The following is a 15,582-nucleotide window of genomic DNA, read 5'->3' as shown; positions in this document are numbered from 1 at the left end:
ACGCGAACCTCTTCTCCTTCCTCCACCGGGACCTCGGCCTCTCGAAGGGCGCCGCGTTCTACCGGAAGACCGCCGCCGAGCTCGTGCAGCGCTGCCCGGAGGTGATCGAGCCGCTCAGGGACGGCCGGCTCTGCTTCACCAGCGTGGTCGAGCTCGCGAAGGTGCTCACCCCGGAGAACCGCGACGAGGTGCTCCCCCGGTTCTTCCACCGCTCAAAGCGCGAGGCGCGGGAGGTCGTGGCGGAGCTCAAGCCGGTCGAGGCACCGCCGCGCCGCGAGGTCGTCACGGCGGTGCGCAGCCCGGCTTCTTCCGCAGCGGCGGCCGTGATGGAGCTTCCGGTCGCGGCGACCGACGCGACCGTGCCGGCGCAGCCACCTGAATCCGCCGCGCCATGCGGTTGGCCAGCAGAACACCTCGATGCCAACTCTCCGCGCCCTGCGGCGCACGCCCCATCTTCCCGCGAGGCCCGTGGCGAATCGGTCGAGCCGCTCAGCGCCGACCTCCGGCGGCTTCACTTCAACGTCTCGCGCCGATTCCTCGAGAAACTCGAGGCGGCGCGGGATGCGCTCTCGCATTCGCATCCCGGCGCCGGCAGCGAGGAGATCCTGGAGGCCGGTCTCGATCTCCTTCTCGCCCGGCACGCGAAGCGGAAGGGGCTCGTGCAGAAGCCGCTCGCGGAGCGCCGACCCGCGAAGCCGGATCGCATACCTGCCGAGGTGAAGCGCGCCGTCTGGATCCGCGACGGCGGCCGCTGCCAATACCCCCTCGAGTCCGGCGGCATCTGCGGCTCGACCTACCAGCTCGAGTTCGATCACCGCAAGGCCAAGGCCCGCGGCGGCCGGCCGACGAAGAAGAACATTCGCCTCCTCTGCCGGGCTCACAACCAGCGCGCCGCTCGGGAGGTCTTCGGGAACGCCTTGATGGACCGCTATACGCGCCGGTCGAACCGCGAGCTCTTCGACTCCGCACCTGTTGCGCGAACGGGAACGCAGCCGCCGTGCGCAGCGAAGAAGAAGCGCTCGGGGTGAGCGGATGGCCCGGCTCTCGGGCGACGGTGATGGGGAACGACGCGCGACTGTCATAGCCGCTCCACTTTGCGGCATCCCGCGACGACCGCTCGACCGGTGCCGTGGCGAGCGCCTCATCATGCCGTTGCAGCACGGGCTTCTTCGGGGCCGATCTCGTCACTCCGGTTCCCGTCTGCGGACGGCGCCCCGGCCTCCACCTCCTTCCGGAGCCAGCCCACGCTTGCCGTGCAGGCGCGCTCGCTTCCGCGGCCTCCCAGCCCGGAGTCACTCGAGCCCGCTCACCGGGTACCCGCGCGGCGTCCTCACCTCGTAGCGCAGCTCGATCGCGCGCTCCTCGCGCGGCGCGAGGGTGAGCTCGTGGATCCGCACGCCGGGCCGGTCCGGGTCCTCGCGCGTCGGGGCGGTGGTGCCGTCCAGGACGTTCACCTGGATCTTCTCCTCGCGGCTCACCGGCACGAGGTCGAGCAGCTTCACGGCGACCGGCGCCGCGTACCGGCTCCGGAGCTTCACGCGCACGCGGTACCGGATCACGTCGTCCTTCGTGAGGAGCCCGGCGGTCTCGTGCTTGCGCTCGAGGACCCGGCGCTCGACCTCGACCCGCGGGTCCTGGCCGAACGCGAGCTCGAGCTCGCCGCCCGGCGGCGTGGCCGGCAGCGCGGCGCGGCCGACGAAGTCGTCGCCGACGTACACGCCCACCTCGCCCGGCAGGAGCGGGAACCCCGTCTCGTTCACCGCCTTCGCGGTGAGGAACGCGGCCGCCTCCATGCGCGGCGCCGCCGTCCGCACCAGGGTCGCCTGGAGCGGGAAGCGGGCCAGCGACACCTTCCGCGCCTGGCCGGCCCCGTCCACCGTCTCGCGGCGCGGCGCGGTGAAGGTCGCGGCGAGCAGCCCCTCCTGCACCTCGGCCTCGGGCTCCTCGAGCGGCTGCGCCGCGGGAGCGGGGGCCTCCTCGAGCGCGGCCGGCGCCTCCGCCTTCGCCCGCGCCGGCGCCCCCGCCGCGCGCCGCGACATCATCGGGGCCGCGCTCGCCGGCGGCCGCGGCTCGAGGCGCGTCAGGTAGACCGGCTCGAGCCGCGGGACGTACAGCCCGCCCGCGGGCCGGGCCGTGGACACCGCGAGGCGCACGTCGCTCCACTCCTCGCCGGACGCCTGCCACACCGCGCCGAGCAGGGAGAGCGCAACCGTGGAGGACTCCGGGGTGAGGCGCGCGTCCCAGACCGGCCGCCACCCCGCCGACGAGACGGCGTACGACACGACCAGCTCGACCGCGCCGGCCCGCTCCGCCTCCACCTCGACCGTGACCGCCTTCGTGGTGACGGCGCGCTTCGCCTGCACCTTGTCCAGCCCCGCCCGGGCCTGCGTCACCTTCCGGGCGAGCTCGCGCCGCCCGCGCTCGGCCGCGCGCTGCTCCCCGGCGGCGCGGGTCAGCTCAGCGTCCACGAACGACACGAGGTCCGCCCACTCCTTCGTCGAGACGCCGCGGACCGCCAGGTTCTTGGCGCGCTCCTCGGAGTAGCTCGACCGGAGCGACTCCACGAACCGGGCGCGCGCCTTCGCGGCCGCGATCCGGTCCTCGAGGGCCCGGTCCTCGTCGGCGAGCCGCTCGAGCTGCTCCTCGGCGGCCCGCGCGTCCGCCGCGACGGCGCCCTCCCCCGTGACGCGCTCGACCGTCACCCCGAAGAGCCGGGCCCGCGCGGTGCCCTCCCCGCGGACCCGGATCGAGTCGTCCTCGAGCCCATCCGGCAGCCCCTGCAGCACCACGCGCGCCGGCCCCGCCGGCAGCTCCACGCGGGCGATCCGCTCCACGCGCGCGCCCGAGCGGTAGACGGTCACCGCGTCCACGCGGGACGGCGGCTTCACGACGGCAGGTGACGCGACGGCGAGGACGGGGACGAGCGCGGCGAGCGCGATGAGGTGGCGCATTCGGGAGATCTCCTTGCGGGAGGAGAACGCCCGACCGGCGGAAAGGATCTACCGCACCACCGTAGCGCCCGACTCCTCTTCCCCCGGAGCTGGCTCGTCGTCGCCGTGTCGCGCTTCCGGCTCAGGTCTGGCCGGGCGCCGCGAGGGTTCGAGGCCTATCCTCACGGCACGCACTGTCCGTCGCGGCAGACTCGCCCGGGAGCACAGTAGGCGCCGTTGGGAAAGAAGTCTCCGACCACGCAGATCGCGCCGGTCGAGCAGGACATACGGCTCTGGTACTGGCAGGGCGCGCCGGTCATGCAGATCTCGCCCTCGACGCACCGGACGCAGATGCCCGCCGTGCACACCTGGTCCGTCCCGCACACGACGCCATCGGGTTGGTTCGTCCCGCTGTCCACGCACGTGATGCCATCGTCCGCGAGCGTGCCCTGATGGCACGAGCTCGCCGGCGTGCAGGGCGATCCCGGAAGGGCGATCGCGCACGCGCCCGAGACACAGACGCGGCCCGTCTCGCACGCGGTCCCGTCGGCGACGGGAGCGTCGGCCGTGCCGCACGGACCGGATGGAGCGGCCGGAGCAACCGGATCGGCCCCGCCCGAGCAGCCCGCCAGCAGCGCGGCGCAGGCCCACGCCGCCGCCAGTGTCTTCGCGGCCGTCCGCTCGCCGCCGTTCACCAACTCCACCACGCGCGCCATGTCGCCTCCTCGAAGCCGCCCCTGCGGCATCGTACCGGCGGGCGAACCTGTCGGGGACGCGACGCATTGACGCGCCGGAGGTGGTGGGCGGCGGTGAGCGCGTGACCAATGGTACGGGCCATCACGGGCAGGCTTTGCGCCCGCGCACCTACCGCGACCGCGTTCGACGAGTAAGAGCTATTCGCGAGAACATCCAGTTCGAGGAGATCGTCCGAGCGCTCGGGCTGACGAAGGGGCGCATCTCGCAGTTCCACAAGCAGCCGGTGATGCGCCTGCGCGACCTCGGTGGGCACACCGAGCGAGCAGCGCAGGCGTTTCGAAGCTCCGTTCGCCCTGAGCGTAGGCGCGCGTTGCGCGCCGGAGTCGAAGGGCGAGCAGCGCAGGGAGGAGTCTGCCCCGCGCAGGCAGGCAGCGTGCGCCGCAGCAGTTCGAGGCGAGTGGGTGTCGCCATGAGACGGCACCGGGACGACGGGGGCGGGCCCGTCGCCCCGGGCGCGAGCGCTACCGCGCCACACCGAGGATGGTGCCGCCCTTCCCCACCGCGACGACGTGACGCGCCGCCGTTCCGGTGCAGCACGGCCCGACCGTAGACTGGCCTACTGCCACCGCAGGATCGTGCCTCCCGCGCCCAGCGCCCGCACGTCGCTCGGCCCGCTCCCCCAAACGGCGAAGAGATCATGCGACGTGCCGCTCGCCGTCAGCGACCAGAGCGTGCCATTCCAGTGCAGGATCGTGCCGGACTGTCCCACGACCCAGACGTCGCTGGGCCCGCTCCCCCACACGCCTCGCAGCATGAACGTCGTCGTGTTGCTGGACACGCTCGACCAGGCGCTGCCGTTCCAGTGCCGCACGATGCTCCCGTCGCCCACCGCCCAGACGTCGCTCGGCCCGGTCCCCCACACGCCGTAGAACGTGTTCGAGTAGGTGCTCGAGGTGGAGGTGGACCACGCCTTCCCGTCCCAATGCAGGATCGTGAGGAGGTCACCCGCCGCCCAGACGTCGCTCGGGCCGCTGCCCCACACCGCGCGGAGCGTGGTCGAGACGCCGCTCGTCACGAGCGTCCAGCCGCTGCCGTCCCAGTGCAGGATTCTCCCGCCTTCGCCCACGGCCCAGATGTCGTTCGTGCCGCTCCCCCAGACCGCCAGCAGGTTCGTCGAGATGCCGCTCGTAGACGGCGACCAGGTCGTTCCATCCCAGTGCACGATGGTCCCCATCGTACCGACGGCCCATGCGTCGCTCGGCCCGGCGCACCAGACACCGCTGAGCCCGTTGGTCACGCTGCTCGATCGCGCGGACCAGGCGCTCCCGTTCCAGTGCATGAACGTGCCGCTCTCGCCGACCGCCCAGACGTCGCTGGAAGACGTGCCCCAGGCGCTCGCGAGCGCATGCGTCGTGCCCCTCGAGGCGCGGGTCCAGGAGGTGCCATCCCAGCGGACGATGGTGCCGTCGGCGCCCACTGCCCAGACGTCGTTCACGGCGGTGCCGAACACGGCGGAGAGGTCGCTCGCCGTGCCGCTCGCCACCGACGTCCACGCCGTGCCGTCCCAGTGTTCGATGCGGCCGCCATCTCCGACCGCCCACACGTCATCCGGTCCGCTTCCCCAGACGCCGTTCAGCGAGACGTTCGAGGTCGCGACGAGGCTCCACGACGTCCCGTCGTAGCGCACGATGTCGCTCCCCACCGCCCAGACGTCGTTCGCGCTGCGGCCCCAGAGACCGTAGAGATAGTTCGGCGTGCCGCTGCTCACGGAGACGAGGGTTCCACCGCTGAGGTGCAACAGCCCGCCGCCCGACCCGAGGAACCAGGCGTCTCCGGACCCGCTCGTCCAAACCCCGATGAACATCGTCGAGGACGCGGCCGTGATGGCCGTGGACCAGGCGGTCCCGTTCCAGTGGAGGACCTTGTTCGCCCCGACCGCCCACACGTCGGCCGGGCCGCTGCCTGCCACGTGGGTGAAGTCGTACGTCGCCCCCGTGGACGAGGCCGACCACGCGCTCCCGTTCCAGTGAAGCAGGGTTCCCCCGCTCCCGACGGCCCAGACATCGCTCGCCCCGCTGCCCCAGACGCCCTTCAGATCGCGCGTCGTGCCGCTCGGGACGAGCGACCAGGCCGTGCCGTTCCAGTGCACGATCGCGCCGTGATCGCCGACGGCCCACAGATCGCTCGCGCTGCTCCCCCACACGTCCGCGAGCGCGTTCCCCTGGGGCTGCGGGCTCTCCCAACGCCAGCCCCCCGTGCCGCTGCCGCCTCCTCCGCCGTCCGTCGAGCCACCACCTCCGCCCGCGCAGGCTGAGAGAGCCAGCAAACCGATCCAAGCCGCGAGCACGATGCGCGTAGGGAGTGCGTGCACGAAGATCACCTCAGGTGGCGCCGGAAGGACGACGGAGCATGGAGCATTTCTCAATCCGTCAAACAGGAGACCATACACCAGCGTAGTTACGGTCGGTGTATTTTCCTCATGGTCACCGCTGCGCCGGAGTGAGCCCTCTGGACGCGCTAAGCTGAATGCGTGCTGCGCGCGATCGTGACGAGTTCATTCGCTCTGACCGGCCGTGGCACGGCTCTCACCCTCGAGATCCTGAAAGGATCCGTGAGGACCGGAGAAGCCGTGCGTCTTGCGATGGGGGATCGGTCCGTTGAAGTGACGGTCCGTTCCGTCGAGCTCATCGACCATGACGTCGGCCGGCCCCGATACCGTTCCGAGACAGCGATCGTAATCGAGGGACTGGCGCCGTCCGAGGTACCACCCGGCACACCGGTCTCCTCCTGGCCGACATGATCCCTGGCTGTTCGTGTTCGCCGCCGACCTGCTCAGGCTGACGGCTCGGGTCTCGGCGAGCGCGGTAGATCCGATCCGGGATCAGGTCACGGCCATGATCCGGCGGTCCGATCGGGCGTCGTCACCGGATTCCAGAGAGCGCCCGCGCCAGCGCGGCGTGCCGGTCGCCGACGCCCTCGATCTCGACGCGACGGACCGACGGCCGCTCGGGATCGTGCGCGAGCCGGATGGTGAGCCGCTCCGCGGGGAGCGCTCCGGGGATCCGGTCCGCCCACTCGACGAGGAGCGCGCCCTCGCCGCCGACGAGGTCGCCGAAGCCGGTGCCGTACAGCTCGTCCTCGTCGGCGATCCGGTAGAGGTCTGCGTGGTGCACCGGGATCCGGCCGCGGTAGGTCGCGACGATCGCGAAGGACGGGCTGGAGACCTCGGAGGGCGGGACCTCCGCCCCGTCGCACGTGCCGCGCACGAGCTGGGTCTTGCCCGCGCCGAGGTCTCCCTCGAGCGCGACGACGTCGCCGGGCTGGAGCAGCCGGCCGAGGCGCGCGCCGAGCGCGCGGGTCGCGGACGCGGACCGCGTGGTCCGCTGGGCCACGAACCGGACCGGGGTCATCGGCCCCACTCCGCCCAGACCGCGCCGATCGCCTCGCCGAGGTCGCCGGCGACGAGCCCGCGCTGCCCGAGCCGCGTCGCGACGAGATCGCCGGCCCGGCCGTGCACCCACGCGCCGACGCGCCCGGCGGCCGGGGGCGGGAGCCCGCCGGCGAGGAGGGCCCCGACGAGCCCGGCGAGCACGTCGCCGGTGCCCCCGGTCGCGAGGCCGGCGTTGCCGGTCGGGATGATCGCCGGCGGCCCCTCCGGGTCCGCGACCACGGTCCGCGCGCCCTTCAGCACCACCGTGACGTTCCACTCCCGCGCCTTCGCCTGGGCGATCCCGAGGCGATCCGCCTGGACCGCGCCGATCGACGTGCCGCAGAGGCGCGCCATCTCCCCGGGGTGCGGCGTCACCACCACCGGCGCGCCCGGCTCGCCGGGCGACCGGCCCGCCTCCGCGAGCGCGTTCAGCGCGTCGGCGTCGAGCACCGCCGGGACCCGGGTCTGCCGGAGCAGCGCCACGAGCAGCTCGGCGGTCTCGGGGCCGCGCGGGATCCCGGGGCCGGCGACGAGGGCATCCGCCCCCTTCGCGGCGGCGAGGAGCGGGTCGAGGTCGGCCGCCGCGAGCGGCCCCGGACCGGCGAGGGCGAGGCTCATCGCCTCCGGCCGCCCCGCCAGCGCGAAGGGGAGCACCTCGCCGCGGGCGGCGAGCGTGACGAGGCCGGCGCCGCCGCGGAGCGCGCCGGTGAGCGCGAGGTGCGCCGCCCCGGTCTTGCCGGGCGAGCCGGCGAGGACGAGGACACGGCCGGCGTCGCCCTTGTGCGCGTCGGCGGCGCGCGGCGGCACGAGCAGCCGGGCCTCGGCCTCGGTGAGCACCTCGGCGCCGATCGGGACGCGCCGCGCGGCCTCGGCCGGGATGCCGATGTCCGCCACGGTGACGTCGCCCGCGAGCGAGGCCCCCGGCTCGAGCACCAGCCCGCGCTTCTGGAACGCGAAGGTGACGGTCCGGTCGGCCCGCACGCACGGCCCGAGCGGCCGGCCATTGTCGGCCGAGAGGCCGGAGGGGACGTCCACCGCCACGACGCGGGCGCCGGCCACCCGCGCGTCCTCGATGAGGGCGATCGCCTCGGCGAAGGCGCCCTCGGGCGCCCGGGAGAGGCCGGTGCCGAAGATCGCGTCCACCACCACGTCGCCCTCGCCGGCGTCGAGGGGCCCGGGACCGCCCTCGGCGACGGGCACCCCGGCGCGCTCCGCCTGCTCGCGCACGGCGCGCGCGTCCGGGGAGAGCCGGGCGGCGGGCGCGAGGGCGATCACGCGGACGTCGCGCCGCGCGGCGCGGAGCAGGCGGGCGGCCACGTAGCCGTCCCCGCCGTTGTTGCCGCCGCCCGCGACCACGACGACGCGCCCCCGCGGCCCGGCGAGGGCGGCGGCGGCCTCGGCCACGGCGCCGCCGGCCCGCTCCATGAGCACGAGCGACGGGATCCCGAGATCCGCGATCGCCGTTCGGTCGATCTCCCGCATCTCGGCGGAGCCCACCAGCCTCATGAAGTCCCCCCCTCCAGGATGACCGCGGCGACCGCGACGCCGGCGTCGTGCGTGATCGTGAGGTGCACCCGGGCCACGCCGCGCCGGGCGGCGACGGCGGCGGCCACGCCGGACAGATCGAGCCGCGGCGCGCCCTCCGCCCGGACGACCTCGAGGTCGGTCCAGCGGGTCCCCTCGGGCGCCCCGAGGGCCTTCACCGCGGCCTCCTTGGCGGCGAAGCGCGCCGCGTACCGCGCGGCGCGATCGTGGTGCGCGTCGCAGTACGCGCGCTCGGCGGGGGTGAACACGCGCGCGAGGAGGCGCTCCGCGCGCTCGGCGGGGCCGGCCAGGATCCGCGCGAACCGCGCGATCTCCGCCACGTCGAGGCCGAAGCCGAGGATCACCCGCCCTCCCCTCTCGCGCGCCGCCGCCGCGGCGCCTACGGCCGCGCCTCCCGGAGCAGCTCCCGCATCTCCCGGACCGCGCGCTCGAACCCGACCATCACCGCCCGGGCGACGATCGCGTGCCCGATGTTCAGCTCCTCGATCTCCGGGATCGCCGCGACCGGGACCACGTTCGCGTAGCTCAGGCCGTGGCCCGCGGCCACGGTCAGCCCGAGCTTCGCCGCCGCCTTGCAGGCGTCGATGAGCCGCGACAGCTCCTTGCGCCGGTCGCTCGCGAGCCGCGCGTCGCAGTACCGGCCGGTGTGCAGCTCCACCGTCTGCGCCTCGGCGCGGTGGGCCGCCTTCACCTGGTCGAGGTCGGGATCGATGAAGAGCGACACCTCGATGTCGGCGTCGCGGAGCGTCTTCACGACCTTGCGGACGTTCTCGCGCCCGCCGACCACGTCGAGCCCGCCCTCCGTCGTCAGCTCCTCGCGCCGCTCGGGCACGAGCGTGGCGACGTCCGGCTTCACCTCGTACGCGATCTTCACCATCTCCTGGGTGGCGGCCATCTCGAGGTTGAGCCGGGTCGCGACCGTCTTGCGCAGGACCTGGAGGTCCCGGTCCTGGATGTGACGGCGGTCCTCGCGGAGGTGGATCGTGATCTGGTCGGCGCCGCCCATCTCGGCGAGCACCGCGGCCGCGACGGGATCGGGGTACTGCGTGCGGCGGGACTGCCGGAGGGTGGCGACGTGATCGACGTTGACGCCGAGGCGTGCAGGCATGGCGCGAATGTAACCCGAAATGGCCGGGGGCGCGCGGCGGCGCGCGGACGAGCCGGGCGCCGCCGGGCGGCGGCTACCCGATCGCGCGCTTCAGCTCCTCGGCGATGCCGTCGGCGAGGGCGCGGCTGCGCTTCGCGTCGGGCCCCTCGACGAGGACGCGGACCTTGTTCTCGGTGCCGGAGAAGCGCACGAGGACGCGCCCCTCCGGGCCGAGCGCCCGCTCCGCGTCGGCGATCGCGCTCTCGACGGCGGGGAGCTCCGCGAGCGGCCGCTTCTCCCGGACCTCGACGTTCACCAGCGTCTGCGGGACCGGGACGAAGCAGCGGGCGAGCGCCGAGAGCGGCTGGCCCTCGCGCTGCATCACCGCGAGCACCTTGAGCGCCGCCGCCACGCCGTCGCCGGTGGTCACGTGGTCGAGGAAGATCAGGTGGCCGGACTGCTCGCCGCCGAAGTTGTAGCCGCTCCGGCGCATCTCCTCGACGACGTACCGGTCGCCGACCGCGGTCCGGACCACCTTCCCGCCCACCTCGGCGAGCGACCGCTCGAGGCCGAGGTTGGACATGACGGTCGCGACCACGGTCCGCTTCGCGAGGGCCCGCTGGCGGATGAGGTCGCGCCCGACGAGCGCCATGATCGCGTCGCCGTCCACGATCCGGCCGGTCTCGTCGGCGAGGATCACCCGGTCGGCGTCGCCGTCGAGGGCGAGCCCGAGGTTCGCGCCGTGGCGCTGGATCGCCTTCGCCATCGCCTCGGGGTGGACCGCGCCGCACCGGTCGTTGATGTTCGTCCCGTCCGGCTTGACGTTCAGCGCGATGACCTTCGCGCCGAGCTCCTCGAGGACGGCGGGCGCGGTGTGGTACGCCGCGCCGTGGGCGCAGTCCACCACCACCGTGAGCCCGTCGAGGGTGAGGTCCTTCGGGAAGATGGACTTGAGGAACTGCGCGTACCGCCCGATGGCGTCGTCGATCCGCTTCGCCTTCCCGATGCGGGTGGCGGTGGGCCGGAGGGCGCGGAAGTCCTCGTCGCCGCCGTCGTCCTCCGGCCCGTCGAGGAGGAGCCGCTCGATCCGGAGCTCCATCTCGTCGGGCAGCTTGAACCCGTCGCGCGAGAAGAACTTGATGCCGTTGTCCTGGTACGGGTTGTGGCTCGCGCTGATCACCACGCCCGCGTCGGCGCGCATGGATTGGGTGATGAAGGCGATGCCCGGCGTGGGGAGCGGCCCGCACAGCATCACGTCCACGCCCATCGAGCAGATCCCGGAGGCGATCGCCTGCTCGAGCATGTAGCCGGAGAGCCGGGTGTCCTTCCCGATGACGATCCGGTGGCGGTGCGAGCCGCTCCGCACGAGGTACGCGAGCGCCCGGCCGAGCTGGAGGGCCATCTCGGCGGTCATCGGGTGGACGTTCGCGACGCCGCGCACGCCGTCGGTGCCGAACAGGCGCCGGACCGCGGGGACGGCGGGTCCGACGGGCGGCCGGGCGGGCGCCGCCTTCACGCCGTTGCGCGCGCCGTTCGCCCGGGCGCGGGAGATGCCGTTGGTCTGCGTCCTCGCTCTGCCGTTCGTGTCACGCGTCGTCATCGTCCGACCTATCGTCCAAGCCCAGGGTGTGCGGGAAGCGGTTCAACGAAGCTCGCCCCGTCCGAGCTCGCCCTGCGCGGGGTGGAGGTCCTCGAGGCGGATGTCCTCGAGGCGAACGCCCCGCGGGAGCCGCCGCTCCAGCGTCTCCTCGGAGCGTACGTACCACGTGCGCAGCCCGGATGCCTCGCGCGTCAGGTCGAGACGGATGGGGCCGAGCGTCTCGGCGCTCACCCCGCGGAGCCGCGCCCACGGGCCGGAGAGGACCACCGTGACCGCCGCGGGGGGTGGCGTCGTGACGCCGCGCGCGCCGGCGGGCTGCGCCGCGACGACGGGGACGGTGTAGCTGGCCGTGACCCGTCGATCCCCGGAGACGATCAGGAACAGGCTCACCGCGATCACCCCGGCGAGGAGCCGGAGCGCGAGGTCAGTGCGCTGCACGTTGCTCCTCCCGCCCGGCGCCGGGCTTCACCGCCGGCCGGACGACGCCGACGCCGCTCGTGCCGCGCCCCGGCGGCACGAACAGCGCGTGCAGCAGCGTCCGGAGCGCCTGCTCGTCGAGCCCGCGGTGGAGCACGCCGTCGAGCGCGACGGAGATCTCGCCGCGCTCCTCCGAGACGACCACGACCGCGGCGTCCAGCTCCTCGGCGAGCCCGAGCGCCGCGCGGTGGCGCGTCCCGAGCTCCTGCGGGGCCGCGGCGACGGAGAGCGGCAGCAGGCACCCGGCGGCCGCGAGCCGCGCCTTCTGCACGACCGCCGCGCCGTCGTGGAGCGGGCTCGCGGGCTGGAAGATCGACACGAGCAGCTCGGGCGAGACCGCGGCGTCGAGCCGGAGCCCGGTGTCCACGACGTCCGACAGGTCGGCCGTGCGCTCCAGGACGACGAGCGCGCCGACGCGGTGCCGGGCGAGCCGGACGGCCGCCTTCACCACCGCGTCCACCGTCCCGCGCTGCGCCGCGCGCTCGTCCTGCTCGTCCCGCGCGAAGGCCGCGAGCAGGCGGGAGCCGCGCCCCAGCTCGGCGAGCGCGCGCCGGATGTCCGACTGGAAGAGGACGATCACGCCGAAGATGAACGAGTAGTTGAGGAAGTGCCCGAGCAGCCAGGAGAGCGTCTCGAGGTTGGCGGAGCGCGCGCCGACGTAGACGAGCCCCATGAGGGAGAGCCCGTACAGGATGGGCACCGCCCGCGTCCCGCGGATGAGCCGGAGGAAGCGGTACACGAGGAAGGCGACGACCCCCACGTCCAACAGGGCGAGCGCCGCGTCCGCCGCGGTGGCGTCGGGTCCGAGCAGGTAGACGAGGGCGCGGTGCAACGTGAGCTCTCCGGGGGCCAGTCTAGCGCGCCCGGCGTGCGGCCGCGTCCCTGATCGCCGCCGCGACGAGGGCGGCCTGACGGGCGGGGGCGACGTCGTGCACACGCACCCACTCCACCCCCGCGAGTACGCACGCCGTCACCGCCGCGAGGGTGCCCGGCACGCGGTCGTCCACCGACGCGCCGGTGAGCGCGCCGATGAACTTCTTCCGCGACGGCCCGACCAGCAGCGGGCGCCCCAGCGCGCGGAGCGCCGGGAGGCCGGCGAGGAGCGCGACGTCGTCCTCCGGCTGCTTGGCGAAGCCGATCCCGGGATCGAGGATCACGCGGTCCGGCGGGATCCCGGCGGCCTCCGCCCGCGCGAGGGCGTCCCGGAGCTCGCGGGCGACCTCCGCCACCACGTCGCCGTAGGCGGCCGGCGCCCCGGCCGCGCCCCGGGCGTGCTGCAGCACCAGGGGGACGCCCGCGCGCGCGATCACGCGCGCGAGCTCGGGATCGGCGAGGCACGAGACGTCGTTCACGACGTCGGCGCCCGCCTCGAGGGCGGCGCGGGCCACCTCGGGCTTGGTGGTGTCGATGGAGATGGGGACGCGGCAGCCGCGCGCGCGGACGCCGGCGATCACCGGGACCACCCGGGCGATCTCCTCCTCCGCCGTGACCGCCGCCGAGCCGGGCCGGGTGGACTCGCCGCCCACGTCCACGAGGTCGGCGCCCTCGTCCACCAGCCGGAGCGCGTGGGCGATCGCCGCCGCGGGCTCGAGGTAGCGGCCGCCGTCCGAGAAGGAGTCGGGGGTCGCGTTCACGATCCCCATGATGAACGGGCCAGGCCCGTCGAAGAGCCTGGCCCCGAGCTGCATGCGCATCGTCGTCGTCACCTCGAGGCGATCCCGGCGCCCGGAGCCCGGGCGCCGAGCGCCGCCCGTTCCGGGCCGCTACGCCTTGCCCGCGGCGGGGACACCCCCGACCGCGTCGAGGAGCCCGCCGCGCTTGCCCTTGTCGGCCGCAGCCGCCGCGATCGGCTTCGGGGGAGGCGGCCGGCTGATGGTGCCGCCGCTCATGAGGACGTCGATGTCCGCGGCGTCCAGCGTCTCGTACTCGATGAGCGCGTCGGCGACCCGGTCGAGGAGCTCGCGGTTCTCGAGGAGGACCTTCCTGGCCCGCTCGTACTGCTCGGTCACGATCCGCCGGACCTCCGCGTCGATGTCGCGCGCCGTCTGCTCGGAGTAGGTCTGCACCGACCCCATCTCCCGCCCGAGGAAGACCTCGCCCTCCTTCTTGCCGAACGCGAGGGGCCCCAGCTTATCGCTCATCCCCCACTCGCACACCATGCGGCGCGCGAGCTCGGTGGCGCGCTCGATGTCGTTCCCCGCGCCGGTGGTCTTCGAGCCGAAGACGATCTCCTCGGCGATGCGCCCGCCCATGAGGATCGCGACCTGGTTGAGGGCGAACTCCTGGTTGATGCTGAGGCGGTCCTCCTCCGGGAGCTGCTGGGTGAGGCCGAGCGCCCGGCCCCGCGGGATGATGGTCACCTTGTGGACGGGGTCCGTGCCCGGGAGGACCTTCGCGACGAGCGCGTGGCCGCCCTCGTGGACGGCGGTGTTCCGCTTCTCGCGCTCGGAGATGATCATCGAGCGCCGCTCGGTGCCCATGATCACCTTGTCCTTCGCGAACTCGAAGTCGTCGGTCGCAACCTTCTCCTGGTTGCGCCGGGCCGCGTAGAGGGCGGCCTCGTTCACGAGGTTCTCGAGGTCGGCGCCGGAGAAGCCCGGCGTGCCGCGGGCGATCTGCGTGAGATCGACCTGCGGATCGAGCGGCGTCTTCTTGGTGTGCACCTTGAGGATGCCGAGGCGGCCGTTCAGGTCGGGGCGCGGCACCACGATGCGCCGGTCGAAGCGGCCGGGGCGCAGCAGCGCCGGGTCGAGGACGTCGGGCCGGTTCGTGGCCGCGATGAGGATGACGCCCTCGTTCGACTCGAAGCCGTCCATCTCGACGAGGAGCTGGTTCAGCGTCTGCTCGCGCTCGTCGTGGCCGCCGCCGAGCCCCGCGCCGCGGTGGCGGCCCACCGCGTCGATCTCGTCGATGAAGATGATGCACGGGGCGTTCTTCTTGCCCTGCTCGAAGAGGTCGCGGACGCGGGACGCGCCGACGCCGACGAACATCTCCACGAAGTCGGAGCCCGAGATCGAGAAGAACGGCACGCCGGCCTCGCCGGCGACCGCGCGGGCGAGGAGCGTCTTGCCGGTGCCCGGGGGGCCCATGAGCAGCACGCCCTTGGGGATCCGGCCGCCGAGCCGGGTGAACTTCTTCGGGTCCTTCAGGAAGGAGATGATCTCCTCGAGCTCGTCCCGGGACTCGTCGATGCCGGCGACGTCCGCGAAGGTGATCTTGTTGTGGTGCTCGGTCATCAGCTTCGCGCGCGACTTCCCGAAGCTCATCGCCTTGCCGCCGCCCGACTGGAGCTGGCGCATGAAGAAGAAGATGAGGAGGAAGACGAACACGAGGGGCAGGTACTGGAGCAGCACCGTCACCCAGAGCGAGTTCTGCTCGGGCTTCTCGAACTGGACGTTCACGCCCTGCTGCAGGAGCTTGTCGGCGTTCGTGCCGGTGAGGTCCATCGGCCCGGTCACGCGGAACGTGCCGCCGTCGCGGAGCTTGCCGCTGTACTCCTGGTCCTTGATGTTGACGTTCACGACCTCGCCAGCGGTGACCTTCTTCTGGAAGAGGGTCCAGTCGAGGACCTTCTCGTCCCGCGCCTTCTGGTCGAAGAGCTTCCACAGCGCGATGAACATCACGATCAGGAAGACCCAGAGCAGGGCGGTCTTGTAGGACTGGCGCAAGGCTCGTTTTCCCCTTCGGTGGTGCGTCGATGGACCGAACCGGCGGCACGCGCGGAGTGTTCCGGCCCCCTCCGCCGGCCGGGCGAGCGACGCCCAGCCAAGTCAGCCCTTTATAACAGCACGCGCCCCCCGTTGCAGTACGAGGATCG

General features: G+C 73.5%; 13 protein-coding genes. 1 reads left to right on the top strand and 12 read right to left on the bottom strand.

The features are described 5' to 3' along the window. Nucleotides 1–1,028, top strand: a 1,028-nt coding sequence (locus MNZ27_RS05780) for an HNH endonuclease (protein ID WP_242393088.1), incomplete at its 5' end; no start/stop codon positions are given. Between the two features lie 264 nt (nucleotides 1,029–1,292). Here the strand turns inward: MNZ27_RS05780 and MNZ27_RS05775 are convergent. The 12 genes from MNZ27_RS05775 to ftsH all read right to left on the bottom strand — a co-directional run bounded on the left by MNZ27_RS05775 (nucleotide 1,293) and on the right by ftsH (nucleotide 15,433). Then, nucleotides 1,293–2,951 (bottom strand): mucoidy inhibitor MuiA family protein, encoded by a 1,659-nt coding sequence (locus MNZ27_RS05775; protein ID WP_242393087.1) that lies wholly within the window; start codon nucleotides 2,949–2,951, stop codon nucleotides 1,293–1,295. A gap of 161 nt (nucleotides 2,952–3,112) precedes the next feature. Then, complete coding sequence (locus tag MNZ27_RS05770) at nucleotides 3,113–3,646, bottom strand: hypothetical protein (RefSeq protein WP_242393086.1); 534 nt, start codon at nucleotides 3,644–3,646, stop codon at nucleotides 3,113–3,115. 596 nt (nucleotides 3,647–4,242) lie between these two features. Beyond that, nucleotides 4,243–5,829: a WD40/YVTN/BNR-like repeat-containing protein gene (locus MNZ27_RS05765; RefSeq protein WP_242393085.1), complete on the bottom strand. Its 1,587-nt coding sequence runs from the start codon at nucleotides 5,827–5,829 to the stop codon at nucleotides 4,243–4,245. 718 nt (nucleotides 5,830–6,547) lie between these two features. Then, nucleotides 6,548–7,036: a tRNA (adenosine(37)-N6)-threonylcarbamoyltransferase complex ATPase subunit type 1 TsaE gene (gene tsaE / locus MNZ27_RS05760; protein ID WP_242393084.1), complete on the bottom strand. Its 489-nt coding sequence runs from the start codon at nucleotides 7,034–7,036 to the stop codon at nucleotides 6,548–6,550. Next, complete coding sequence (locus MNZ27_RS05755) at nucleotides 7,033–8,562, bottom strand: NAD(P)H-hydrate dehydratase (protein ID WP_242393083.1); 1,530 nt, start codon at nucleotides 8,560–8,562, stop codon at nucleotides 7,033–7,035. The genes tsaE and MNZ27_RS05755 overlap by 4 nt, the downstream gene beginning before the upstream one ends. Next, a complete protein-coding gene (locus MNZ27_RS05750; RefSeq protein ID WP_242393082.1) occupies nucleotides 8,559–8,945 on the bottom strand; it encodes a holo-ACP synthase in 387 nt (128 codons plus the stop codon). Before MNZ27_RS05750 ends, MNZ27_RS05755 begins: the two co-directional genes overlap by 4 nt. A gap of 35 nt (nucleotides 8,946–8,980) precedes the next feature. After that, entirely contained in the window at nucleotides 8,981–9,709 is a 729-nt protein-coding gene (locus MNZ27_RS05745; protein ID WP_242393081.1) for a pyridoxine 5'-phosphate synthase, read from the bottom strand. A gap of 73 nt (nucleotides 9,710–9,782) precedes the next feature. Then, a complete protein-coding gene (gene glmM / locus MNZ27_RS05740; RefSeq protein WP_277957621.1) occupies nucleotides 9,783–11,288 on the bottom strand; it encodes a phosphoglucosamine mutase in 1,506 nt (501 codons plus the stop codon). 42 nt (nucleotides 11,289–11,330) lie between these two features. Then, a complete protein-coding gene (locus MNZ27_RS05735; RefSeq protein ID WP_242393080.1) occupies nucleotides 11,331–11,726 on the bottom strand; it encodes a YbbR-like domain-containing protein in 396 nt (131 codons plus the stop codon). Further along, on the bottom strand, nucleotides 11,713–12,597 hold the full coding sequence (gene cdaA, locus MNZ27_RS05730) for a diadenylate cyclase CdaA (RefSeq protein WP_242393079.1): 885 nt from the start codon (nucleotides 12,595–12,597) through the stop codon (nucleotides 11,713–11,715). Before cdaA ends, MNZ27_RS05735 begins: the two co-directional genes overlap by 14 nt. 22 nt (nucleotides 12,598–12,619) lie before the next feature. Further along, nucleotides 12,620–13,459, bottom strand: coding sequence for a dihydropteroate synthase (folP, locus tag MNZ27_RS05725; RefSeq protein ID WP_242393078.1), 840 nt, complete (start codon nucleotides 13,457–13,459; stop codon nucleotides 12,620–12,622). Between the two features lie 69 nt (nucleotides 13,460–13,528). Further along, nucleotides 13,529–15,433 (bottom strand): ATP-dependent zinc metalloprotease FtsH, encoded by a 1,905-nt coding sequence (gene ftsH / locus MNZ27_RS05720; RefSeq protein WP_242393077.1) that lies wholly within the window; start codon nucleotides 15,431–15,433, stop codon nucleotides 13,529–13,531. Nucleotides 15,434–15,582: the final 149 nt, after the last annotated feature.

Origin of the sequence: Anaeromyxobacter oryzisoli (genome assembly GCF_022690765.1) — a bacterium.
GTDB classification, from domain to species: Bacteria; Myxococcota; Myxococcia; order Myxococcales; family Anaeromyxobacteraceae; genus Anaeromyxobacter; species Anaeromyxobacter oryzisoli.
This window is presented reverse-complemented; position numbering and strand designations above follow the sequence as displayed.